We start from the raw sequence: 23,511 nt of genomic DNA, 5'->3' as shown, positions 1-23,511 counted from the left end.
CCATCAACGTCCCCCCGAAGGGTTCAGATGATTTCCTGCGCTCGACTTGCATGTATTAGGCACGCCGCCAGCGTTCGTCCTGAGCCAGGATCAAACTCTCCAAAGAATTTGATATAGCTCTTTAAAAATGACGAAGCTTGCGCTTCATTCAAAAATTGTAAAACTTTTTTTGCCTCATCGTTCAGTTTTCAAAGTTCGTCTGCCGCTCTTAGCGACTCATTAATAATAGCACCTGCTTTATTATTCGTCAACTATAAAAATAAAATATTTTAAAAGAATAAAAAGGTGGTGTGTTCTTCATCGCCACTATATAGAAGAAACACACCACAACTCATTGAAATGCAATGATTCGAACTTCGTCTAGACGCGTCAAATCGTACATTTCTTTCGTCGGTTCGGATACGACAATCGGTTGTTCGACGCTCGTTGTATAGTTACGGATGGTCCCACGGATCCCACTGCTCAACAAAACGCTGCGACCGACTTCATAGAACCCAAGCAATGTGGCCAAGAGGGTAAGTGCTTCCTCATCGTAGGCTTCGTTTTGCCACATATAGAAATAAGCCTCTTCCGGTGTCAACGCGTCTCGAAACGTTCGTGGTGCCGTTAACTGACAAAAGCGATCTGCCACAATGAACAGTGGTGAGGCCGGATGGAGTGATCGCTCTTCTAAACGATGTGGGAATCCAGAGCCATCGAGCCGCTCATGATGTTCCGCAACCAATTTACTGACGCGCTGACGCAACGTTTGGTTTTGAGGCAACATCGCCATTGATACAAGAGGATGTTGATACAATAATTCTCGTTCCATTTTTGTGAAATAACGCATATGTGACCATTTTCGAATTTTTGCATAGCTAGCATCCGCAAAATATGAGGCGATACCATAGTCAAATTGAAGCCGATGTTCATCACCTCGATATTTCGACAACGTCTTCGCTACGAGTGCGCGATAAATCGCATGATGAATCACATGATTTTTACGAAGGGGTTGTTTCGTGAAAAATGCAACGATGGCTGATAACGGATAATCATGACGAAACAGTTGATGAACAAACTCTAGAGCCTCGTATGGGTTCGGAGCAATCTGTTCCTCCCATTGGTTATAGTGACGTTCATACTGAAGGATTTTCTCGCATAAATCACGTTCTTCTTCTTGTGTGAATCGACGGCGTTCCACCGGATCAACTTCAATCGCATCGACTTTTAAAAACCGAAGTAAGCGTAAGTGTTCATTCGTCAGTCTAATGCCGGCTTCTAAGGAAGAGACCGATGTTTTTAAGATCATCCCTACGTGAACGTTAGAAATAGCGAGTCGCATGATCATCCCTCCTAATTATATAAAAACAGGTCGAACGGAAGCTCCGCTCGACCTGTTTCGCCTTATTCGGTCACTTCAGACGACAGGTCGGTCTCTGGTGCTTCACCATCAAACCCATTCTCCATCTCATCTGCTGATTCCTCTTCTAGCTCATCTTTTTTCAATTTAGCGATTGTTGCCAAACGATCGCCGTCCTCGATATTCATCACTTTCACACCGCGTGTGCTACGTCCCATTTGCGAAATCGTCTGGGAATCGATTCGAATGGCGACACCGAGCTCGGTCATGAGCATGATATCATCGTCCTCATCCACGACTCGCATGCCGACGACGGTACCACGGTCGGTCTTGATCCCGATAATTCCAGAACCGCCTCGACCTTGCGTACGGAATTGTTCCATGGCGGTACGTTTTCCGTAACCTTTTTCCGTAATGATCAATACGTCTTGCGTCGGTCGTACGATTTCCATCGAGACGACTTGATCGTCATCCTTCTTCAAACGGATGGCTCGGACTCCTCGGGCGGTACGGCCCATCGAACGTACTTCACCTTCGAGCGGGAAGCGAATCGACATCCCTTCGCGCGTCACAATCAACATCTCATCGTCACTCTTCGCGAGGCGGACCGTGACGAGTTCATCGGTGTCATTCAAGCTGATAGCTCGAAGTCCGTTTTTATTGATGCGGGCATACGCTGAGAGCGGTGAACGTTTAACGAGTCCTTGTTTCGTAATAAATACGAGTGACAATTGCTCATCCGCTACTTCCGCTTCCGAATCTTCACTTCCATCCTCAACGATGGCTTTGTCTGCCAAGTAGCTATTGAAGTCGACCGGGATCATCGTTTCGACTTTCTCTCCTTTATCGACTTGCAATAAGTTGATAATCGGCATCCCTTTCGCTGTCCGGCTCATCTCTGGGATTTCATAGCCTTTCAAGCGGAAGACGCGACCGAAGTTCGTAAAGAACAAGATCGTATCATGCGTCGAAGCTGACAAGAGACGTAACACGAAATCTTCATCGTTCGTGCCCATTCCTTGCTTCCCTCGTCCACCACGACGTTGTGTACGATATGAATCGCTCGGGATCGACTTGATGTACCCTTCGCTTGTAAGTGTGATCATCATGTCGCGAACCGGAATCAAGTCTTCATCTTCGAGCTCGATGATGTCCGTACGGATTACTGTCCGACGTGCATCGCCATAACGCTCTTTGATTTCTGTCAACTCGTTGCGAATGATTTGAAGCAAGAGTTCTTCATCCCCTAAAATGGCACGAAGTTCTTCGATCAAGGCACGAATCTCGCGATACTCGCCTTCAATTTTCTCACGTTCAAGTCCAGTCAATCGTTGAAGACGCATATCGAGAATCGCCTGGGTCTGCTCGGTCGACAATCCGAAGCGAGCAATCAATTTCTCACGAGCCTCGTCACCGGTCCGCGTGCTGCGGATGATGGCGATGACTTCGTCCAAGTGATCGAGTGCGACACGTAATCCTTCGAGGATATGCGCGCGCGCCTCGGCCTTGTCGAGGTCGAACTGTGTCCGACGACGGACGACTTCTTTTTGGTGCTCGATGTAGTAATAGATCGCCTGTTTCAAGTTGAGCGTCTTCGGTCGACCTCCGACGAGGGCAAGCATGTTGACACCAAACGTCGTTTGCATCGGCGTTTGTTTATACAAGTTGTTCAAAATAACGCTAGCATTCGCATCGCGGCGTACTTCGATGACGACACGCATCCCGTTACGATCTGACTCATCACGAAGGTCAGTAATCCCTTCGATTTTCTTATCACGTACTAAGTCGGCAATCTTTTCGACAAGACGTGCTTTGTTCACTTGATATGGGATTTCATGAACGAGAATCCGTTCACGACCATTTTTCAACACTTCGATTTCAGCTTTGGCACGCATCGTGATCGATCCACGACCCGTCTCATAGGCGCGGCGAATTCCGCTACGTCCTAAAATTTCACCAGCTGTCGGGAAGTCAGGACCCGGGATGTGCTGCATCAACTCAGAAATCGTGATATCCGGGTTATGCGTCAACGCAAGCACCCCGTCAATCACTTCGTTCAAGTTATGCGGCGGCACGTTCGTGGCCATCCCGACCGCAATCCCGCTCGTCCCGTTGACCAAGAAGTTCGGGAACCGGGCTGGCATGACGACCGGCTCTTTCTCTTCTCCGTCAAAGTTCGCTTGATAATCGATCGTGTTTTTGCCGATATCACGGACGAGTTCCATCGCGATCTTCGACATACGTGCTTCCGTATAACGCATCGCTGCCGCCGAGTCACCGTCGACCGAACCAAAGTTTCCGTGTCCGTCGACAAGCTCGTAACGATAACTGAAATCTTGCGCCATCCGAACCATCGTCTCGTAAACGGCAGAGTCACCGTGCGGGTGATACTTACCGATAACGTCGCCGACTACACGTGCCGACTTCTTATGGGGCTTGTCGGCACGAATCCCAAGTTCGTTCATCGCATACAGGATCCGGCGGTGAACTGGCTTCAGACCGTCTCGTACGTCGGGGAGGGCACGTGACACGATTACGCTCATCGCATAGTCCATGAACGAGGTGCGCATCTCTTGGCTAATATTTATATCCTTGATATTTTCTTGTTCTGCCATTCGTTATTGCCTACCCTTCTTTTTAAATATCGAGGTTTTTCACGTAATGCGCATGTGATTGGATGAAATCACGTCGCGGCTCGACATTGTCACCCATGAGCGTCTCAAAGATCTCATCCGCCTCAATGGCGTCTTGAAGGTCGACACGAAGCATCGAGCGTGTCTCTGGATTCATCGTCGTACTCCACAACTGTTCAGGGTCCATCTCACCGAGACCTTTGTAACGCTGTACACTGTACCGTGCATTTTCTGGAAGCTGTTTAATCGCTTCTTGAAGTTCACGGTCATTCTGGACATAGGTGACGTCTTTCCCGTGTTTCACCCCGTAAAGCGGCGGTTGCGCGATATACACATAGCCACTTTCGACGAGCGGACGCATGTAACGGTAGAAGAACGTCAAGAGCAACGTGCGAATGTGGGCGCCATCGACGTCGGCATCGGTCATGATAATCAATTTATGGTAGCGTGCCTTCGCGAGATCAAACTCTTCCGCGATCCCAGTCCCGAGCGCCGTAATGATTGTGCGCACTTCTTGGTTGGCTAAAATTTTATCAAGTCTCGCTTTTTCGACGTTGATGATTTTACCTCGGATTGGCAAAATCGCTTGGAAGTGACGATCACGACCTGATTTCGCTGATCCACCAGCCGAGTCACCCTCGACGATGTACAGTTCAGATTTCGAGGCATCTTTCGATGAACAGTCAGCCAGTTTCCCAGGTAATGAACTGACCTCCAGAATCCCTTTACGGCGTGTCATCTCACGAGCACGTTTTGCCGCTAGGCGGGCCCGGGCCGCCATCAAGCCTTTATCGACGATGAGTCGACCGACAGATGGGTTCTCGAGCAAGAATTGCTCGAACGTATCCGTGAAGAGCGAGTCTGTCGCTGTACGCGCATCGGCGTTACCGAGTTTCGTCTTCGTCTGCCCCTCGAACTGTGGCGACGGGTGTTTGACCGAGACAATCGCCGTCAATCCTTCGCGGACATCATCCCCTGAGAGGCTACCGTCGGCTTCTTTCATGAGACCGAAGCGTTTTGCATAGTCGTTGATTGAACGTGTGAGCGCCGTTTTAAACCCGGTCTCGTGCGTCCCACCTTCATGCGTCGGGATGTTGTTCGTGAACGAATAGATGTTGCTCGCGAATCCTTCGTTGTACTGAAGCGCAATCTCGACTTCAATCCCGTCCTTCGTGCCATGTACATACACAGGCTCATCGTGGATTGAGGCTTTCGAACGGTTCAAGTGTTCAACGTATGACTTGATTCCGCCCTCGTAATGATAGTTACGTTCAATCGTCTCATCACTACGCTCGTCTTTGGCGACGATACGAAGTCCTTTATTTAAGAACGCAAGTTCGCGCAGACGTGTAGCGAGCAAATCGAAGTCGTATTCGAGCGTCTCTTCAAAGATATCTCCGTCTGGGAAGAAACGGACAGTCGTACCCGTCGTATCGGTCGTTCCGACGATTTCAAGCTCACCTTGCGGTACACCGCGTTTGAATGACTGGTAGTAGACGTTGCCGTTACGACGGACGAATACTTCAAGTTTCGTCGACAAAGCGTTGACGACCGAAGCACCGACGCCGTGCAGACCACCTGAAACTTTATATCCGCCACCGCCGAACTTACCTCCGGCGTGAAGGACGGTGAAGATGACTTCGACGGCAGGACGTCCAGTTTTCTTTTGAACGTCGACCGGAATGCCTCGTCCGTTGTCTTCAACGACGACTGAATTGCCTGGTTCGACCGTGACCGTGATCGTGTCACAGTGTCCGGCGAGTGCTTCGTCAATTGAGTTGTCGACGATTTCCCATACCAAGTGGTGGAGTCCTCGCGAGCTCGTTGAACCGATATACATCCCCGGGCGTTTACGAACAGCTTCTAACCCTTCAAGCACTTGAATCTGATCGGCACCATAATCTTGCATTTGTTTTTCGTTTTCGTTACTCATCGGTTTTGTTCACCTACTATACATGAATTGGTGTTCATATGGATTGGTCTTACGTTATACAGATTCCGTTTCAACTTCGCCTTGTTTCACGTGAAACACCTTTGCTTGTTGAATCGTTTCGTGAGCGATTCCATCGATATTTGTCGTCGTGATGATGGTTTGGACTTTCTGGCCCATCGTATCGAGCAGATGGGTTTGGCGATGGTCGTCTAATTCAGATAACACGTCATCTAACAACAGCAGCGGATATTCCCCGACTTCTTCATGGATCAGTTCAATCTCCGCTAGCTTTAAAGACAAAGCAGCTGTGCGTTGCTGACCTTGCGAACCGAACGTTTGGACGTTGCGATTGTTCACATACAACTCAAAATCATCCCGATGCGGACCAAATAACGTCACGCCTCGTCTTCGTTCGTTCTCTCTTATTTTATCAAACTTTTGACGATACGTTTCAAACATCGCATCTTTTGGATAACGTTCTTTTTGGAACGTATCCGATACGTATTGAATCGTCAGTGTCTCCAAGTCACGTGTGATGCCGGCGTGGATTGGGCCCGCCCATTTTTCAAGCTGATCGATAAAATGATGCCGGCGTGAAACGATTTTCACGGCAAGTTCAATCATTTGATCGGTAAGCACCTCGAGTAATGTCTCGTCCCCGCCTTTGATGGACAGCTGTTTCAACAAGGCGTTCCGTTGCTTCAGTATCTTCAAGTACTGATTCAATTCATGTAAATAGACAGGACTTACTTGTCCGATTTCCATATCTAAAAACCGTCGTCTTCCTTGCGGGCTGCCTTTGACGATGGCGAGGTCTTCCGGTGCGAACAACACGACGTTAAAGGCGCCGACATAGTCGCTGAGGCGACGTTGTTCGAGGTGGTTCAATTTCGCTTTCTTCCCTTTCGGTGAAAACGTCAGCGACTGGACCGTTTCACCGGTCCGCTTATGAATCCGTCCCTCGACCATCGCCGCATCTGCCTCCCAGCCAATCAGTTCACGGTCTTGCGTCGTCCGATGTGACTTTGCGAGCGCAAGTACGTAAATCGATTCGAGCAGATTCGTTTTCCCTTGGGCATTTTCACCGATGAGAACGTTCGTCTGTTCTGAAAAATCTAGCTCGAGGGTTTCGTAGTTGCGGTAATTTTGCAATCGGATCGACTTTAAATGCACGTTAGTTACCCTCGATTTGGAAGTCTCCGAAACCTTCGACCTCAATCGTGTCCCCATCGCGTAGTTTGCGTCCACGACGTTGATCAACCTCACCGTTCACTTTCACTTGAACGTCCTCTAAGAAGAACTTCGCCTGGCCTCCACTTGAAATAATATCAGCCAACTTCAAAAATTGTCCGAGTGTTACATACTCGGTTGTAATCGACACTTTTCCCATGTCGTCACTTCCTTTCCTTCATACTTAGTACAAAAAATCGCCATACTTATTAGTTTATCGAAAAACGTCGAATAAGGCAAAAATGGGGATGACAAGGTGAAACACCTCATCATCCCCGAATCCGCTCAGTCTGACTTAAGACGTGCGGACTGGCAAGATCAACTGTAGGACGCTATCCTGTTCGACCGGACGCAAGATGAACGGACGCATCGAACCTGTGAACTGGATTTCGATCTCTGAAGCGTCAAGCGCCCGAAGCGCATCCATGACAAATTTCGAGTTGAATGAAATTTTTAACTCTTCTCCTTCAAGTGACAGGATGCTGACGCGCTCTGACACTTTCCCGACTTCTGGAGAATGAGATGAGACTTCTACCGTCGTCGCTTCTTCCGCGACAAACTTGATCACGTTGTTCCGATCAGCACGTGCAAGCAGTGACGCACGATCGATCGCTTGAAGGAAGTCCTTCGCGTTCATGCGGACCGCCGTACGGTATTCTTCCGGAATCAAGCGCGATGTGTCTGGGTATGCCCCGTCGAGTAAACGCGAGAAGAACGAGATGTTTTTCAAACGGAACAAAATTTGTTGGTCCGTCAACACGATTTCGACTGGTAATTCTTCACGATCCAACAATTTTGCAAGTTCGTTCAATGAGCGGCCCGGGACGACAACATTTTGGAACGTCAAATCGTTGTCTGTCTCAAATCGTGCCCGGCGAAGTGCCAGACGGTGGCTATCCGTAGCGACACACGTCAAGAATCCTTTTTCAGCAGAGAAGTTGACCCCTGTCAACACAGGACGTGTCTCTTGCGCTGAAACAGCAAAGCTAGTTTGACGAATGATTGTCTTTAACAGATCGGCTGGCAAGTAGAAACGACGCTCGCTCGAAAGTTCAGGTAGACGTGGATATTCATCCGGGTCGAGTCCGTTCAAATGGAATTCGGCTTGTCCCGACTCAATCCGCGTCATGAAGTTTGGCGATACTTCGAGTGTCACTTCATTCGTCGGCAACTTTTTAACGATTTCACCAAGGAAGCGTGCATTGAGCACGACACTGCCTGCCCGTTGAATTTGAATGAGTTCGATCCCGCCTTCTTCAATCGGGATTAAACGTTCGATTGAAATCTCGGTGTCACTTCCTGTGAGCGTCAAGCCATCGGCATGAGCCTCAAGCTTTAATCCTGTGAGAATTGGAATCGTCGTTCTAGAAGCAACGGCTTTCGATACATCTTGTACGGCTTGCATGAATACATCTCGCTGAATCGTTAAGTGCATGTGGATAATTCCTCCTAAGTGAACTGAGTCATATAAGTTAATAATAATAGTATTATTTAAGTCATAATAGTAATAAGGGCTGTGGATACTGGGGATAAGTCACTTAAACCACTCGTATTGAGCCATTCTGCCTGTGAATAACTTGTGGATAACTAGGTGGGTTTATCCACAGGATATCCACAACGAAATCGATGCTGTTATGACAAAGCTTTCTTTAACGTTTGAATCGTCTCTTGCATCTCTGCATCGTGCTTGAGTAACGTACTAATTTTCTCATGGGCGTGGATGACCGTCGTGTGATCGCGTCCTCCAAACTCCTCCCCGATTTTAGGAAGTGAGCTCTCCGTCATCTCACGGGACAAGTACATTGCGATTTGACGAGGGAATGCGAGCGTCTTCGTCCGCTTTTTCGCCTTCAGCTCGTCGACTTCAATATTAAAGTGTCGGCCAACGATTTCTTGAATGTCACGAATGACGATCTTCTTCGCTTCTTGGACCGGCATGATATTGTGTAACGCTTCAGCAGCGACATCCGGATCAATCGGACGACCGACGAGTTTTGCGTAGGCTACGACGCGCGTCAACGCCCCTTCGAGTTCACGAATGTTCGTGTCGATTTGATTAGCAATGTATAGCATGACGTCGTTTGCGATATCAAGCCCTTCCGCCGTCGCCTTCTTACGCAAGATGGCAATTCGTGTTTCAAGGTCAGGTGGTGTGATGTCTGTGATCAGTCCCCATTCGAATCGTGAACGAAGACGGTCTTCTAGCGTCGGGATCTCTTTTGGAGGTCGATCACTCGAGATGACGATTTGCTTTTGGTCGTTATGGAGCGCATTGAACGTATGGAAAAATTCTTCCTGTGTCTGTTCTTTACCCGCCAAAAACTGAATATCATCAATCAAGAGGACATCGATGTTCCGATAACGGTTGCGGAATTCTTCGGTCTTATTGTCACGAATGGAGTTGATGAACTCATTTGTGAACTTTTCTGAAGATACGTAAGCGATTCGCGCACCAGGCTTTTGCCCTTTCACGTAATGCCCAATCGCATGCATCAAATGCGTCTTGCCGAGTCCGACTCCTCCATAAATGAAGAGCGGGTTATAGGCGCGTGCCGGCGCTTCCGCCACGGCGAGTGAGGCAGCGTGAGCAAATCGGTTCCCCGAGCCGATGACAAACGTCTCAAAAATGTACTTGTCATTCAACTGCCCGAGGTTCCCTTCCTCTTTCGGCAGTACTGGAAGCGGTTGTTCTTTCATTTCTGTGGCAGCAATCGTTTCTTTCGATCCCTCCACAGGTGCATACTTGTGTGCTTGTGATTCCTCGATAAAATGAATCTCAAGCTTGTTGTTCGTCACTTCTTCGATCGTATCTTGTAACAATGACAAGTACTGACGTTCGAGCCAAGTCACAATGAAACTGGCTGGTGCGGACACGACGAGCGTCGTCCCCATCAACGAAATTCCTTCTGTTGATTTCAACCACATATCAAAGCTGGCTTTTGGTGTTCGTTCCTCTTCTTCAATCAGAGATAAAACATTTCTCCAAATCTCGCGAGCATTCTTCAATGAAAGACCTCCTTTACTCACATGTTGGCGAAACTTATTCACACGATATACACATACACTATTCTATAGTAGATACTAGGGTTATCCCCAGAGAACAAAAACTGTGGATAAAGTTATCCACATGGTGTTAATGTTGGGGATAACAGTTATCCACAGCCTGTGTATATCTTGGAATTGCTAAAAGTTCATCCACAAGTTTGTGCACATTCAGTTTATCAAAATAAAATAGACGTGGCAACGGTTTTCGATATTTATCCACAGACCACAAAAAGAATCCACAGGCAGTTATCCACATGCTGTGTATAGTGTGGATAAACTGTGGATATGTTGTGGATAATTAAAAGTAAGGAAACATAGAGTGGGAAAGTTATACACAAAAGAGGAAGAAGGAATTGGGGAGAATATTTTTTTAAGAGAAGAAAATGAAAAATTAAAAATCGGAATCGTAAAATTGTTGAAAGAAGAGGAGTTATTCACATATAAGTGTGGATAACTATCAGAATATGTGGATAAAATGGCTTTAGACAGCTGTTTGTAAAAAAGTCACTGTCAGAGTGTTAATTTTCAATGTTACTGATCGCTTCCGTTTCTTCTAGATCATGCCATCATGAGGCGTTGTCCCCTTCCCGCCTGATGGATTTCCCCCTAACGGAAAACCTGACGAAAACTCATTGACATTCTAGACAACAGTTTATATAATCTTAAAGACTGCCTTAAATGAAACTATAACTTGCTAATAGAGCGTTAACCTTGAGGAGGTGCTTTAACAATGAAACCAACTTTCAACCCTAACAACCGTAAGCGTAAGAAAGTCCACGGATTCCGTGCACGCATGGCGACTAAAAACGGCCGCAACATTCTTGCAGCTCGCCGTCGTAAAGGCCGCAAAGCCTTGACTGTCTAATACAGATCATGAAATTGCCCGAGGAATTCTCCTTGGGCAATTTTTTTATATCGTCACAGAAGTCACACAAACGAACGGAAAAAACTGATTCGCTCTCGTTGAAATCTATGGGATATGGTATGATGTTAGTTGACGATTTTTGAAGTGAAGGATGGAGTGAGAATTTTGAAAAAAGAATACCGCCTGCAAAAGAATGAAGAGTTCCAAGCGGTGTTTCGTGAAGGACGCTCCGTGGCCAATCGTCAGTTTGTTGTCTACACGCAAAAAGCGGATCAAGCGCACTTCCGGGTCGGACTTTCGGTCAGCAAAAAGCTTGGGAATGCCGTGGAACGAAACCGGATGAAACGATTGATGCGTGAATCACTCCGCTTGCTCGAACCAAACGTGGCGCCGCACAATTACGTCATCATTGCGCGCAAGCCTGCGACGTCACTGACGCAAGATGAAGTGACGGAAAGCTTGAAACACGTCTTTAAACGGGCTAAAGTTTGGAAGCAGAGACAAGTCGATCGATCGTAACAATCCGAGCTCGTTCTTTCATATATAACGCGAACTAATTAGGATTGACCGATAGACGTGTGATGAAACAAAAGAATCAATAAAGAAAGCGTAGGAGGAACTATGAGCAAAAAGCTAAAATTAGGATTGTTGGCCGTCATGACCGGCGTCATCATGTTGATGGCCGGCTGTGTCGACCCATCGACGATCCAAGGAGAGCCGATCACGGCTGAGACGGAAGGCTTCTGGTCACAATACTTTGTTTGGCCACTAGCATGGTTGTTGAAAGAAGCGGCTTACTTAATCGGTGGGACGTGGCAGTACGGTTACTCGATCATCGTTGCGACGATTATCGTCCGCCTCTTGATTTTACCGCTTATGATCAAGCAAACGAAGAGCATGGGTGCGATGCAAGTGTTGCAGCCAGAGATGCTCAAGTTGCGTGAGAAATACAGCTCGAAAGACCAAGAGACACAACGTAAACTGCAAGAAGAAATGATGAAAATGTATCAAGAGTATCAAATCAACCCGCTCGCGGGCTGCTTGCCAATCTTGATTCAAATGCCGATCCTCTTCGCGTTCTACGATGCGATTCGTCGGACACCTGAAATCTTTGAAGCGCAGTTCCTCTGGTTCGACCTCGGGGCGCCAGATCCAACGTTTATCTTACCGATTCTCGCGGCGATCTTGACGTATGCACAACAAAAAATCTCAATGGCGGGCCAAGAACAGAACCCGCAATTGAAAATGATGCTCTACATCTTCCCTGTGATGATCTTCGTCATGTCGATCACGCTTCCGGCAGCCCTCTCTATGTACTGGGTCGTCGGTTACATCATCTCAATCATCGTGACGATGGCAATCATGCTCCCGATGCGTGAGAAGATGAAAGTTCAAGCTGAAGCGAAAATCGCGGCGAAAGAAGCAGAACGTGCCGTACTCGCAGAAGAAGAGAAGAAGACGAAAAAGAAAAAACGTAAATAACTGTTAAAGCTGTGGATAACCAATCCACAGCCTTTTTTTGTCGTTTCGGATGGATCAAGGCAGAATACGGGAATAAAGGAAGAAGTGGTCTATTTCGTTACATGGGAAAGGGGTCTTTCATATGGAGACACTCGTCAAACGGTTAGAACGGTCGACATTCATTCAGGCGGCGCTTTATGTCATCATCGGCTTACTCATCATCTTGTATCCACGCTTCTTTTTTGACGCGATCGTCTATTTGGTCGCTGCTTATTTTGCCATCATCGGTTTAGTTGCCATCGTTCAAGGGTTACGTCATAAACGAGACGGTCTCCCCCCTGGCTTCTTTATGGGAATCATCTATTTATTGATCGCTTTGATCGTCTTTTTCTTCGCTGAAACATTAGCGAGCCTGCTTCCGATTTTTATCGGTGTGCTGTTCTTGTTCGGCGGTATCATCCGATTGATTCAAGCCGTTGGGTTTCGCCGGACCATCGCCAATCGGTGGATGTACTTCATGCTGAGCAGTCTACTATGGATCGGAATCGGGCTCCTCATGTTGGCGAACCCGTTCGAAAGCCTGCTCGTCTTGTTCCAACTGTTCGGTGGTTTTCTCATCGTCGTCGGAGTGATCGAATGGGTACTATACTTCACGCTGCGCTCCTCGAGACGTCAGCAAGGATAACGAAAAGCCGCTCACATCAGGAGCGGCTTTTTTCGCGTGCCATGAGACTGTCGAAAAAGGGGCCGATTTGTTCGAACGCATCGGTCGTCTCAAAAAAAGGACGTTCGGCTTCGAGGCGAGCGACATACCAACGCGCGGCCGTGGCATGATGGTCGGGTGTCAACGCTTCATAAAAACTCCGGAGTTCAATCCGCTGTCTGGCGGCGACGTCCTTCAATCCGAGTGCGGCCCGTTCAGCTTCATGATGAGCGGCGAGCGCGTAAGCGAAATGACTCATCCCTTGCCGGAGCATCTCGACGGCCCAAATGTCATTGCCGCGGTCACGGGCTTTCGTATATTGGAAAAAGAACCAAATCGCATCGAATACGTGTCCACTTAAGTCCTCATCCGACAAAGCGAGCGAACTCGGATGCTGCCTTAGTCGGTGTTCCGGATCATACAGCACCGTGATTGTGTCTTGATGGTTCAACGTATCCGCCGTCACCGTGAAGAAGTCGAGATGCAAGAAATCATCGTAGACGACGATCAGTTGGGGAGCCACGATATCGATTTCGTCCTCGAGCAGCAACGGGCGATATGTGGCCAGATGGTCGCGGCGGCGCGACAAGAACTCATTCAGGCTGTCAGGGGCGACCATAACGTACAAGTCGACATCGGAATGTTCGTCCGCTTCACCACGTCCGAACGATCCTTTCAAGAAAATGGCCTGCACGTCCGCATCGGAGATGAGGCTGTCGGTCAATGTGGCGATGGCATCTTGCTGTCGCATTTCATCACGTCCTCCATGGAAATATATTCCTTTATTGTACTAAAGTAATTCCCTGAAATGCAAGCATCTCTCGAGAGGTCGGACTCTTTCGTTCGAGACAAATATCGTGTATAGTAGGTGCGTTATGCATAAGATAAAGGAAGTAGTAAGAAGTATGGGAGGGAAAGATGATGCTAGAGTTTGACACGATTACGGCGATTTCGACGCCGATGGGTGAAGGGGCAATCGGAATCGTCCGCTTGTCCGGTGACCGCGCCGTCGAGACGGTGGCCCGTGTGTTTTCTGGAAAAGATTTGACGGAAGTGGAGTCACACACGATCCATTACGGAAAATTGAAACGTCCTGGCACGGACGAGGTCGTCGATGAAGTCATGGTGAGCATCATGCGCGCACCGAAGACGTTCACGCGAGAAGACGTCGTCGAAATCAATTGCCACGGAGGAATCGTCGCGGTCAATCGTGTCCTCGAACTGATTCTTGAACAACCAGACATCCGCTTGGCAGAACCTGGCGAGTTCACGAAACGCGCCTTTTTGAATGGACGCATCGATTTATCGCAAGCAGAGGCCGTCATGGATTTGATTCGTGCCAAAACGGATCGGGCCATGAACGTCGCCATGTCACAGATGGAAGGACGTTTGTCACGGCTCGTCCGCGACTTGCGCCAACTGTTGCTTGAGACGATTGCGGCGGTCGAGGTCAATATCGACTATCCGGAATACGACGCTGAAGAAATGACCCAAGCTATTGTCGAAGACAAGGCGGGCGAAGTGAAACGTGTCCTTGAGCAACTGCTCGAGACGGCGCGACAAGGGAAGATTTTACGCGAAGGGCTCGCGACAGCGATTATCGGTCGCCCGAACGTCGGGAAGTCATCGCTCATGAACACACTCGTTCAAGAGACGAAAGCGATTGTCACGGAAATTGCCGGTACGACACGTGATACGATTGAAGAGTATGTGAACGTCAAAGGCGTTCCGCTCAAATTGATCGATACGGCCGGGATTCGGGAGACAGAAGATATCGTCGAGCGGATCGGTGTCGAGAAGTCGCGCAAGGCGCTCGAGGGCGCAGATTTGATTTTGCTCGTCTTGAACGGGCACGAAGGACTGACCGTCGAAGATGAGGCGCTGTTTGAGGCGATTGCTGGAATGAATGCCATCATCATTATCAATAAGACGGACTTGCCACAAAATATGGATTCTTCTAAGCTGGAGAAACTAGCGGCGGGTCGCCCGATCGTGGCGACGTCCCTCTTATTAGAAGAGGGCATCGACGCATTGGAGAAGGCGATCTCGAACTTGTTCTTCGCCAAAGGCGTCGAATCACAGGATATGACATATATCTCGAATGCACGACACATTCAACTCATCAAACGGACGATCGACCAAATCGATGAGGCACTCGGAAGTGCCGTCATGAACATGCCAATCGATATGGTCCAAATCGATTTACGACGGGCGTGGGATACGCTTGGCGAAATCAATGGGGATACCGTTCAAGAAAGTTTGATTGATCAACTTTTTTCACAGTTTTGTCTTGGGAAATAATAAGGAGGAACAACTATGGCTTACACGGCAGGAGAGTTTGATGTCATCGTCATCGGAGCCGGTCATGCAGGGATCGAGGCGGCGCTCGCGTCGGCGCGCATGGGCGCGAAAACGGCGATGCTCACGATGAATCCGGACATGGTCGGATTCATGTACTGCAACCCGTCAATCGGTGGTCCCGCAAAAGGGATCGTCGTTCGCGAAATCGATGCCCTTGGCGGCGAGATGGCGAAGGCGATTGATGCGACGTACATCCAGATGAAGATGCTCAACACATCGAAAGGTCCAGCGGTTCGCGCATTGCGGGCGCAAGCGGACAAATTCCAATATCAAAATCATATGAAGAAAGTGCTTGAAGACGAACCGAACTTGTTGCTTCGTCAAGCACTCGTCGAACGACTCCTCATCGAAGATGGGAAAGTCGCCGGCGTCGTCACGAATACCGGGTCGGAGTACCGCTCGAAGGCGGTCATCGTAACGACGGGGACGTTTATGCGCGGTCAAATCATCATCGGCGAATTGTCGTATGAGAGCGGTCCGAACAACCAGATGCCTTCGGTCGAATTATCGAAGCATTTAGAAGAGCTCGGGCTCGAACTCGTTCGTTTCAAAACAGGGACACCGCCACGCATCGACGGCAAGACGATCGATTACTCGAAGACAGAGATTCAACCAGGGGACGACAATCCGTCGCTCTTCTCGTACACATCGACAGATCTCGATCCGATCGAACAGATTCCATGTTGGCTCACGTATACGAGCGAACGGACACACCAGTTGATTGACGAGAACTTACACCGTTCGCCGATGTACTCAGGTGCGATCAAAGGGACGGGCCCACGTTATTGTCCATCAATCGAAGATAAAGTCGTTCGATTCAACGACAAACCACGGCACCAAATCTTCCTCGAGCCGGAAGGCCGCGACACGGAAGAAATTTACGTTCAAGGCTTCTCGACGAGCATGCCGGAAGACGTCCAACATCAAATGCTCCGGACGATCCCGGGACTTGAGAACTCAGAGATGATGCGCCCTGGATACGCGATTGAATATGATGCGGTCGTGCCGACACAACTTTGGCCGACGCTTGAGACAAAGACGGTCGGTGGACTGTTCACAGCAGGTCAAATCAACGGGACGAGCGGCTACGAAGAAGCGGCTGGACAAGGCATCATGGCCGGAATCAACGCCGCATGCCAAGTGCTCGGCAAAGAGCCGGTCATCTTGGACCGCTCGCAAGCGTATATTGGCGTCTTGATTGACGACCTCGTGACGAAAGGCACGAACGAGCCGTACCGCTTGCTCACATCACGTGCCGAGTATCGGTTGCTCCTTCGCCACGACAATGCCGATCTTCGCTTGAGCGATATCGGCCATGAGGTCGGTCTATTGTCTCCAGCGCGTCATGCCCACCTTGAAGACAAACGAGCTGCCATCGCGGCAGAAGTGAAGCGTCTCAATGGACTCGTCATCAAACCGTCAGCAGAAGTGAACGCGGTGCTCGAAGAAGTCGGCGCGAACCCGCTCAAGGAAGCAACCCATGCCAGCATCTTGTTGAAGCGGCCTGAAGTGACGTACGCGACACTCACGCGCTTTGCACCGGCTCCGATTGAAGTACCGTTCGAAGTGGCGGAACAAGTCGAGATTCAAGTGAAATACGAAGGATACATCTCAAAGCAACTCGAACAAGTCGAGAAGATGCGTCGGATGGAAGAAAAACGGATTCCGGAGAAGCTCGACTACGATGCAATCGGTGGGCTTGCGACGGAAGCAAAACAAAAACTAAAACAAGTTCGTCCGCTCTCGATTGGACAAGCGTCACGTATTTCCGGGGTAAACCCAGCGGACGTCTCGATCCTTCTTGTCTATATCGAGCAAGGACAATACGCGACAGTGGAGTGAAACGATGAACCAATCCCAATTTATTGAGGCGTTGCAGGCAGAAGGATTCGAATTGAGTGAGAAACAACTCGCTCAATTCGAGCGTTATTTCGAGATGCTCGTCGAATGGAACGAGAAGATGAATTTGACGGCGATTACAGACAAAGAAGAAGTATACTTGAAGCATTTCTATGATTCGCTCAGTGCAGCGTTCCATTTTGACTTCTCGAACGTCGAGACCGTATGTGATGTCGGCGCAGGGGCCGGTTTCCCGAGCTTGCCACTGAAAATTTTATACCCCCACCTTCATGTGACGATTATCGACTCATTGAACAAGCGCATCACGTTCTTAAACGAACTCGCGCTTGCACTCGGAGTAGACGGTGTCGCGTTCCATCATGGTCGGGCTGAAGAGTTCGGGAAAAATAAAAAATTTCGGGAGCAGTTTGATGTTGTGACCGCCCGTGCTGTTGCCCGGATGACGGTGCTCGCCGAGTACTGTTTACCGCTCACAAAAGTTGGAGGAACGTTCGTAGCGCTCAAGGCGGCGAAAGTTTCGGATGAACTCGTCGATGCGAAAAATGCTTTGGCCGTGCTCGGTGGGAAAGTAAAAACGACACACCAGTTCCTATTGCCAGGAGAGATGAGTGAGCGTAATATCGTAATTGTAGATAAATTACGAAAAACGCCTGGGAAATATCCTCGTAAAGCGGGGACCCCGGCGAAAGAGCCGCTAATCTGAGCAATAGTGTTTCACGTGAAACTAAAAGCAGATTCCGGTAGTGGAATCTGCTTATTTTTTTACATAGAGGGGTGCCGACGTTGAAGAAAACATTTGCTAAACTGTTCGGAAGTCGTCCGGAAGTAGCCGTCACGGAACTGGCAGAAGTCAAACCGAATGACGCTGTCCAAGAAATCGCCTTATCGTTGCTTCTACCGAACCGTTATCAACCGCGTAAAGTATTCGAGCCGGCTAAGATTGAAGAATTGGCCGTCACGATTGACGAGCACGGTCTGTTGCAGCCGATCGTCGTTCGCAAGGCGGACGGGGAGCGCTACGAGATTATCGCTGGAGAGCGTCGCTTCCGTGCCGTCAAGTCGCTCGGTTGGTCTGTCATTCCGGCCATCGTCCGTGATATGGATGACGATACGACAGCTGCTTTGGCATTGATTGAAAACTTGCAACGGGAACAGCTCAGTCCAATCGAGGAAGCGGAAGCGTATGACCGTCTGCTCGCGATGAACGGGCTGACACAAGCCGCACTTGCGAAGAGTCTCGGAAAGAGTCAGTCGACAATCGCCAATAAATTGCGTCTGTTGAAACTACCAGAAGACGTGAAGCAATGTTTGCGTGACCGCCAAATCAATGAACGTCATGCCCGGGCGCTTTTACCGCTCAAAGAGTCCGGCCTTCAAATCCAAGTGCTCATGGAGATTTTAGAGCAAGACTTCAACGTCAAAGAGACGGAGGAACGCGTCGAATTTTTGACGACACCGATTGAAGAAGAGAAACGGAAACCGAAAAAACAGCGCCGTCGGACGAAAAGTTTTGCTAGAGATACGCGAATCGCTATCAACACCATCCGTGACTCGGTCAGCTTGATCGGTAAAACCGGCATCGAAGTCCAAACCGAGGAAGTCGAAGAGGATGAATTTGTTGAAATTCGGATTCGAATCCCGAAAGCACGGCCACAAAAGTGAGCCCGTGCTTTTTTTGTAGCAATTAGATGGAATGGAGGAATCAGGATGGAACGGTTACCAATCAATCATATTCGCCCGAACCCGAACCAACCCCGCAAACAGTTTGAGCCGGAAAAGTTAGACGAACTCAGACAGTCGATTGAGCGTTACGGTGTGTTGCAACCAATCGTCGTCCGTAAAGCGAGCGGATTTTATGAGATCATTGCCGGGGAACGCCGATTTCAAGCTGCGAAGTTAGCCGGCAAAGCGGACATCCCGGCGCTGATCGTGACAGCCGACTCGGACCGCGTCATGGAACTGGCCTTGATTGAGAACATTCAACGAGCCGACTTGAATGCGATTGAAGAGGCGCTTGCCTACGAGCAGTTGATGCAAACGCTCGGGTTGACGCAGCAACACCTTGCCGAACGCGTTGGGAAAAGTCGGAGCCACGTGACGAACAGTCTCAGACTGCTCCGGTTGCCGAGTGCGGTCCAACATGCGGTCATGATCGGCGAATTGACGATGGGACACGCACGTGCCATTACAGGCATGAAATCGGCTCAAGCCATGGAACAGATCGCTCGTCGCGTCATCACCGAGCAGTGGACGGTTCGACGGCTCGAGCGCTACTTACAAAAAGAACGCATCGAAAAAAAGACGCTCAAGCGCTCGGACGCCGACGTGGAAGCCGTCGAGGCGGTACTAGCGGAACGTCTTCAAATGGATGTGTCGATTCGCCCGCGTCGAAAAGGGGGCGTGCTTGAACTGAAGTATTTCTCACAAGATGATTTGGAGCATCTGTTGACACTTTTATCGCCTCAAGATTTCGATTCGTCGCGGGATTGACGTAGCCGAGTAATGGCCGCTTCTTCTTGAGGGAGCCGTCCGATTCGTGAGTCGAATTCGGCGAAGCCATCGGTGATGAAACGGGCCAACTCATAGACGAGATGTAAGCGCGTGTTTTGCAAAATCATCATTTCCATGAAGCCGCTCACATTGACGACAGCTTTAATATTGTACTCACCGACCGAAGGGAGTTCTTTTTGGACACCGGCGCCGGGAGCGAGCGGTCCTTCCGAAAAGAAAATATACCCGACACTCGACAATCGGCCCAGACAGGCGTCGATCGCGATGATGAGGGGACGGTGGAAGCGTGTCTGCACCTCGTGGAGCGTCTCGACGAGGTTCAGGGCATGGACCGGTTTCGTCAGTGTGCCGTAAACATGGATATTGCGAACGGACCGTTCTTCGAGGAACGTTCCGACAAGCGGTCCGAGGGAATCACCGGTTGAACGGTCGGAGCCGATACAAACGAGGACAATCGGACGATGCGTCTCTTTTGCCAACTGGTCGTGCAGTTGATCGGCAAAGAGCTTGGATCCACTCCGTTCGGTATGTTCGATGAAGAAAGAGTATGGTTTATGAGGTTTTAGGCGAAACGGCATGAATCTCATCCTCTCTTCTAAGCTGTCTGCGTCTAGTTGCAATTGCGGAATGACATCGTATTATCCCATTCCCGGAACATCAAAACTTATAACGTCGGGATGTAGCGTTTGAGAAAAGTCGTCAATTATGGTTTGATGAGTGAGAATCTATAACTTTAGAGGTGACAACATGGCTTCACAAAATACAGATACAGACTTAAGTACGGTGGCAGACGAGACGATTGATAACGTCAATCGGTTCGTCGCCTATTTCCAAGACACGGAGATGTGGATCGGCCTTGGCATTAAATTGACGGGTGTCGCACTCATCATCTTGGCGCTTTATGTGGCGTCACGCATTTTGACATCGATGGTCCAGCGCGTGTTCGCATTACGTAAAATCAAAGAAGATAATATCGTCGCCCAACGTCAAAATGAGACGTTGTCGAAACTGGCTCAAAACACGATTCGTTACGTGCTTGGCCTGATTATGATTTTGACGGTGCTCGGTCAGTTCGGTGTCAATATCGCCGGGTTGATCGCATCGGCCGGGGTTGCTGGTCTCGCCATCTCGTTCGGGGCACAGAACTTGGTGAAAGACGTCATTACGGGCGCCTTCATCATTTTTGAGAATCAGTACAAAAACGGGGATTACGTCAATTTGAATCAACAAGTCGACGGGACCGTCATCGAAGTCGGGATTCGGACGACGAAGTTGAAAGGGTTGAACGGACAAGTGACGATCATCCCGAACGGACAGATCATGCAAGTGACGAACTACTCGCTCGAGAATAGCGTCGCGGTCGTCGACATCGGTGTCGCCTATGAAGAAGATATGGGCAAAGTCGAGAAGGCGTTGAAAGAGATTGCGAAGACGGTCGAAGAGAAGTATCACGATTTGTTCATCGAGCCGATCACGCTCGCCGGCGTCCAGTCGCTCGGACCATCAGAAGTCGTTTATCGTCTTATGGCTGAAGTTCCACCGACGCAACATTTCGCGGCCGGGAGAATTTTGCATAAAGAGTTGAAGGCCGGATTGGATGAGCGCGGAATCGAGATTCCGTATCCGCGGACCGTCATGATGCCGCCAACTACATCGACTAAAGGAGCGCCCGAAAATGCAGGCTAAATCGTATGAATTAAACGATTTTGTAGAAATGAAGAAACCGCATGCGTGTCAGACGAACCGTTGGCAGGTGACTCGGGTCGGGATGGATATTCGCATCAAGTGTCAAGGCTGCGGGGCAAGCGTACTCATGCCACGCCGAGACTTCGATAAGCGATTGAAAAAAGTGCTTCCACAAGAGAACGCCGCTGACTAAGTGGCGTTCTTCTCTATGTTACAACCGTGAGTTGCGGTTTAATCGAGGACTAACTATAATTGTGAAGGATGTGACGGTGTGGTGTACTGAACGTACCCACTCCACAGACGGATCAACATTTCCCGGGAAAGCCGGATGAGGAGGAAATACAAGTGGGATTAACAGCAGGAATCGTCGGATTACCGAACGTCGGGAAATCGACATTATTTAACGCCATCACGCAAGCCGGTGTAGAAGCAGCCAACTATCCGTTCGCCACGATCGACCCGAACGTTGGGGTCGTTGAAGTACCGGATGCGCGTCTTGACCGATTGACGGAACTCGTCAAACCGAAGAAAACCGTACCGACCGCTTTTGAATTTACAGATATCGCCGGAATCGTGAAAGGCGCGTCAAAAGGAGAAGGACTCGGAAACAAGTTCTTGGCCAACATCCGCGAAGTCGATGCAATTTGCCAAGTCGTCCGTTGCTTTGAAGATGACAACATCACGCACGTGGCAGGTAAAGTCTCACCAATCGATGACATCACGACAATTAACCTCGAGTTGATTTTGGCTGACCTCGAATTGGTCGAGAAACGCATCACGCGTGTCCAAAAAATGGTCAAATCGAAAGATAAAGGGGCGGCCCAAGAACTTGAGGCGCTCGAAATCGTTCAAGCGATTCTTGAATCGGAGCGTCCGGCCCGTGTCGCTGAATTGACAGAAGACCAACTCGCCATCGTCAAACACTTCCAGTTGCTCACGATGAAGCCGATGCTTTACGTCGCGAACGTCAGCGAAGACGAAGTGGCGGATGCCGATCAAAACCCATACGTCCAAGCGGTTCGTGAACACGCGGCGACAGAAGGGGCGAAAGTGATTGTCATCTGTGCCCGTATCGAAGAGGAAATCTCGGAGCTTGAACCAGAAGAACGCCTTGAGTTCTTGCAAGATCTCGGCATCGAGGAGTCTGGACTCGATCAATTGATCCGTGCCGCTTACTCGACGCTCGGTCTCGCGACATACTTCACGGCGGGCGAGAAAGAAGTACGTGCTTGGACGTTCAAGCAAGGCATGAAAGCTCCACAATGTGCGGGCGTCATTCACTCTGACTTCGAACGTGGATTCATCCGTGCCGAAGTCGTCGCGTATGAAGATTTGTCTGCTGCCGGCAACATGACGGCCGTCAAAGAACAAGGGAAGCTTCGCTCGGAAGGGAAAGAGTACGTCTTCCAAGATGGCGACGTGGTCACGTTCCGTTTCAACGTTTAAGCCATTTTACGGAAACGTATTGTAAAATGAACAGAAGTTTGATAGTATATTATGACGTGAGTAAAACAATTGTTTGCTCCTTGCTCCTACAACCGGTAGGAGCCGTTAGTCCAAGAGGAGGTGAAAGATAATGCGTAAATACGAACTTCTTTACATTATCCGTCCATCAGTTGATGAGGAAGCGAAGAAAGCTTTGATCGAACGCTTCAACAACGTCATCACTGAAAACGGTGGTACTGTTGACAAAACAACAGACATGGGTAAACGTCGTCTCGCTTACGAAATCAACAAGATGCGCGAAGGACACTACGTTCTTCTCAACATCACTGCTGAGCCTAAAGCGATTCAAGAAACAGAGCGTCTCATGAAGATCTCTGATGACGTTGTCCGTCAAATGACAACTAAAGACGAGCGTTAATTCTTAACGCTTCATATTGC

General features: G+C 49.2%; 23 protein-coding genes and 1 rRNA gene. 14 read left to right on the top strand and 10 right to left on the bottom strand.

All coding sequences use genetic code 11. From position 1 onward, the window contains the following. The 8 genes from EVJ34_RS12435 to dnaA all read right to left on the bottom strand — a co-directional run. Positions 1-106: ribosomal RNA gene (locus EVJ34_RS12435) — 16S ribosomal RNA — on the bottom strand; the annotation flags it as partial. 225 nt (positions 107-331) lie between these two features. Then, positions 332-1,321 (bottom strand): HD-GYP domain-containing protein, encoded by a 990-nt coding sequence (locus EVJ34_RS12430; protein WP_131485814.1) that lies wholly within the window; start codon positions 1,319-1,321, stop codon positions 332-334. A gap of 62 nt (positions 1,322-1,383) precedes the next feature. Beyond that, positions 1,384-3,954, bottom strand: a complete 2,571-nt coding sequence (gene gyrA / locus EVJ34_RS12425; protein ID WP_131434326.1) for a DNA gyrase subunit A — start codon at positions 3,952-3,954, stop codon at positions 1,384-1,386. Positions 3,955-3,976: 22 nt separating this feature from the next. Continuing rightward, on the bottom strand, positions 3,977-5,905 hold the full coding sequence (gene gyrB / locus EVJ34_RS12420; protein ID WP_131434328.1) for a DNA topoisomerase (ATP-hydrolyzing) subunit B: 1,929 nt from the start codon (positions 5,903-5,905) through the stop codon (positions 3,977-3,979). Positions 5,906-5,959: 54 nt separating this feature from the next. After that, positions 5,960-7,078, bottom strand: a complete 1,119-nt coding sequence (gene recF, locus EVJ34_RS12415) for a DNA replication/repair protein RecF (RefSeq protein WP_131434329.1) — start codon at positions 7,076-7,078, stop codon at positions 5,960-5,962. 1 nt (position 7,079) lies between these two features. Next, complete coding sequence (gene yaaA, locus EVJ34_RS12410; protein WP_131434331.1) at positions 7,080-7,295, bottom strand: S4 domain-containing protein YaaA; 216 nt, start codon at positions 7,293-7,295, stop codon at positions 7,080-7,082. Between the two features lie 135 nt (positions 7,296-7,430). Then, positions 7,431-8,570 (bottom strand): DNA polymerase III subunit beta, encoded by a 1,140-nt coding sequence (gene dnaN, locus EVJ34_RS12405; RefSeq protein WP_131434333.1) that lies wholly within the window; start codon positions 8,568-8,570, stop codon positions 7,431-7,433. 197 nt (positions 8,571-8,767) lie between these two features. After that, a complete protein-coding gene (gene dnaA / locus EVJ34_RS12400) occupies positions 8,768-10,141 on the bottom strand; it encodes a chromosomal replication initiator protein DnaA (RefSeq protein WP_131434334.1) in 1,374 nt (457 codons plus the stop codon). 358 nt (positions 10,142-10,499) lie between these two features. Between dnaA and EVJ34_RS15950 the strand changes: the two genes are divergently transcribed. From EVJ34_RS15950 to EVJ34_RS12380, 5 genes are all read left to right on the top strand, one after another. Further along, positions 10,500-10,634, top strand: coding sequence for a hypothetical protein (locus EVJ34_RS15950; RefSeq protein ID WP_255417526.1), 135 nt, complete (start codon positions 10,500-10,502; stop codon positions 10,632-10,634). Positions 10,635-10,910: 276 nt separating this feature from the next. Continuing rightward, complete coding sequence (gene rpmH, locus EVJ34_RS12395) at positions 10,911-11,045, top strand: 50S ribosomal protein L34 (RefSeq protein ID WP_015880216.1); 135 nt, start codon at positions 10,911-10,913, stop codon at positions 11,043-11,045. A gap of 165 nt (positions 11,046-11,210) precedes the next feature. Continuing rightward, positions 11,211-11,564: a ribonuclease P protein component gene (rnpA, locus tag EVJ34_RS12390; protein WP_034780297.1), complete on the top strand. Its 354-nt coding sequence runs from the start codon at positions 11,211-11,213 to the stop codon at positions 11,562-11,564. Between the two features lie 102 nt (positions 11,565-11,666). After that, complete coding sequence (gene yidC / locus EVJ34_RS12385; protein WP_131485813.1) at positions 11,667-12,527, top strand: membrane protein insertase YidC; 861 nt, start codon at positions 11,667-11,669, stop codon at positions 12,525-12,527. A 121-nt stretch (positions 12,528-12,648) separates the two neighbouring features. Next, positions 12,649-13,191, top strand: coding sequence for an HdeD family acid-resistance protein (locus EVJ34_RS12380; RefSeq protein ID WP_131485812.1), 543 nt, complete (start codon positions 12,649-12,651; stop codon positions 13,189-13,191). A gap of 16 nt (positions 13,192-13,207) precedes the next feature. Here the strand turns inward: EVJ34_RS12380 and EVJ34_RS12375 are convergent, their stop codons facing one another. Next, positions 13,208-13,960, bottom strand: a complete 753-nt coding sequence (locus EVJ34_RS12375) for a nucleotidyltransferase domain-containing protein (RefSeq protein WP_131485811.1) — start codon at positions 13,958-13,960, stop codon at positions 13,208-13,210. A gap of 170 nt (positions 13,961-14,130) precedes the next feature. On the opposite strand from EVJ34_RS12375, the gene mnmE reads away from it, so the two are divergent. The 5 genes from mnmE to EVJ34_RS12350 all read left to right on the top strand — a co-directional run bounded on the left by mnmE (position 14,131) and on the right by EVJ34_RS12350 (position 19,920). After that, the gene (mnmE, locus tag EVJ34_RS12370) at positions 14,131-15,510 is read left to right on the top strand and encodes a tRNA uridine-5-carboxymethylaminomethyl(34) synthesis GTPase MnmE (RefSeq protein ID WP_131485810.1); all 1,380 of its coding nucleotides are present in this window, start codon (positions 14,131-14,133) and stop codon (positions 15,508-15,510) included. Positions 15,511-15,525: 15 nt separating this feature from the next. Then, on the top strand, positions 15,526-17,412 hold the full coding sequence (mnmG, locus tag EVJ34_RS12365; protein WP_131434344.1) for a tRNA uridine-5-carboxymethylaminomethyl(34) synthesis enzyme MnmG: 1,887 nt from the start codon (positions 15,526-15,528) through the stop codon (positions 17,410-17,412). 4 nt (positions 17,413-17,416) lie between these two features. Next, positions 17,417-18,133 (top strand): 16S rRNA (guanine(527)-N(7))-methyltransferase RsmG, encoded by a 717-nt coding sequence (gene rsmG / locus EVJ34_RS12360; protein WP_131434347.1) that lies wholly within the window; start codon positions 17,417-17,419, stop codon positions 18,131-18,133. Positions 18,134-18,213: 80 nt separating this feature from the next. Further along, positions 18,214-19,092 (top strand): nucleoid occlusion protein, encoded by an 879-nt coding sequence (gene noc, locus EVJ34_RS12355; RefSeq protein ID WP_131434349.1) that lies wholly within the window; start codon positions 18,214-18,216, stop codon positions 19,090-19,092. A gap of 45 nt (positions 19,093-19,137) precedes the next feature. Beyond that, positions 19,138-19,920, top strand: a complete 783-nt coding sequence (locus EVJ34_RS12350; RefSeq protein ID WP_131485809.1) for a ParB/RepB/Spo0J family partition protein — start codon at positions 19,138-19,140, stop codon at positions 19,918-19,920. Here EVJ34_RS12350 and yyaC read toward each other — a convergent pair. After that, a complete protein-coding gene (yyaC, locus tag EVJ34_RS12345; protein ID WP_131434353.1) occupies positions 19,893-20,519 on the bottom strand; it encodes a spore protease YyaC in 627 nt (208 codons plus the stop codon). The two genes, EVJ34_RS12350 and yyaC, sit on opposite strands and share 28 nt — an antisense overlap. A 169-nt stretch (positions 20,520-20,688) precedes the next feature. On the opposite strand from yyaC, the gene EVJ34_RS12340 reads away from it, so the two are divergent. The 4 genes from EVJ34_RS12340 (at position 20,689) to rpsF (ending at position 23,491) form a co-directional block, all read left to right on the top strand. After that, entirely contained in the window at positions 20,689-21,627 is a 939-nt protein-coding gene (locus tag EVJ34_RS12340; protein WP_131434354.1) for a mechanosensitive ion channel family protein, read from the top strand. Then, the gene (locus tag EVJ34_RS12335; protein WP_131434356.1) at positions 21,617-21,820 is read left to right on the top strand and encodes a DUF951 domain-containing protein; all 204 of its coding nucleotides are present in this window, start codon (positions 21,617-21,619) and stop codon (positions 21,818-21,820) included. Before EVJ34_RS12340 ends, EVJ34_RS12335 begins: the two co-directional genes overlap by 11 nt. Before the next feature lie 152 nt (positions 21,821-21,972). After that, positions 21,973-23,073 carry a redox-regulated ATPase YchF gene (gene ychF, locus EVJ34_RS12330; RefSeq protein WP_131434358.1) on the top strand — a complete coding sequence of 367 codons (1,101 nt, stop codon included), beginning with the start codon at positions 21,973-21,975 and terminating at the stop codon, positions 23,071-23,073. Between the two features lie 130 nt (positions 23,074-23,203). Then, positions 23,204-23,491, top strand: coding sequence for a 30S ribosomal protein S6 (gene rpsF / locus EVJ34_RS12325; protein ID WP_021067861.1), 288 nt, complete (start codon positions 23,204-23,206; stop codon positions 23,489-23,491). The last annotated feature ends 20 nt before the right edge of the window (positions 23,492-23,511 follow it).

Source organism: Exiguobacterium sp. SL-9, from assembly GCF_004336985.1.
GTDB lineage: Bacteria > Bacillota > Bacilli > Exiguobacteriales > Exiguobacteriaceae > Exiguobacterium.
This window is presented reverse-complemented; position numbering and strand designations above follow the sequence as displayed.

Bases quoted from the DNA above. Each gene is read 5' to 3' on its own strand.
- gyrA (WP_131434326.1), bottom strand. From the start codon at position 3,954: ATGGCAGAACAAGAAAATATCAAGGATATAAATATTAGCCAAGAGATG.
- rsmG (WP_131434347.1), top strand. From the start codon at position 17,417: ATGAACCAATCCCAATTTATTGAGGCGTTGCAGGCAGAAGGATTCGAA.
- yidC (WP_131485813.1), top strand. From the start codon at position 11,667: ATGAGCAAAAAGCTAAAATTAGGATTGTTGGCCGTCATGACCGGCGTC.
- yyaC (WP_131434353.1), bottom strand. From the start codon at position 20,519: ATGCCGTTTCGCCTAAAACCTCATAAACCATACTCTTTCTTCATCGAA.
- EVJ34_RS12340 (WP_131434354.1), top strand. From the start codon at position 20,689: ATGGCTTCACAAAATACAGATACAGACTTAAGTACGGTGGCAGACGAG.
- mnmE (WP_131485810.1), top strand. From the start codon at position 14,131: ATGCTAGAGTTTGACACGATTACGGCGATTTCGACGCCGATGGGTGAA.
- gyrB (WP_131434328.1), bottom strand. From the start codon at position 5,905: ATGAGTAACGAAAACGAAAAACAAATGCAAGATTATGGTGCCGATCAG.
- rpmH (WP_015880216.1), top strand. From the start codon at position 10,911: ATGAAACCAACTTTCAACCCTAACAACCGTAAGCGTAAGAAAGTCCAC.
- EVJ34_RS12350 (WP_131485809.1), top strand. From the start codon at position 19,138: ATGGAACGGTTACCAATCAATCATATTCGCCCGAACCCGAACCAACCC.
- EVJ34_RS12380 (WP_131485812.1), top strand. From the start codon at position 12,649: ATGGAGACACTCGTCAAACGGTTAGAACGGTCGACATTCATTCAGGCG.
- mnmG (WP_131434344.1), top strand. From the start codon at position 15,526: ATGGCTTACACGGCAGGAGAGTTTGATGTCATCGTCATCGGAGCCGGT.
- EVJ34_RS12335 (WP_131434356.1), top strand. From the start codon at position 21,617: ATGCAGGCTAAATCGTATGAATTAAACGATTTTGTAGAAATGAAGAAA.
- EVJ34_RS12375 (WP_131485811.1), bottom strand. From the start codon at position 13,960: ATGCGACAGCAAGATGCCATCGCCACATTGACCGACAGCCTCATCTCC.
- yaaA (WP_131434331.1), bottom strand. From the start codon at position 7,295: ATGGGAAAAGTGTCGATTACAACCGAGTATGTAACACTCGGACAATTT.
- dnaN (WP_131434333.1), bottom strand. From the start codon at position 8,570: ATGCACTTAACGATTCAGCGAGATGTATTCATGCAAGCCGTACAAGAT.
- rpsF (WP_021067861.1), top strand. From the start codon at position 23,204: ATGCGTAAATACGAACTTCTTTACATTATCCGTCCATCAGTTGATGAG.
- EVJ34_RS12430 (WP_131485814.1), bottom strand. From the start codon at position 1,321: ATGCGACTCGCTATTTCTAACGTTCACGTAGGGATGATCTTAAAAACA.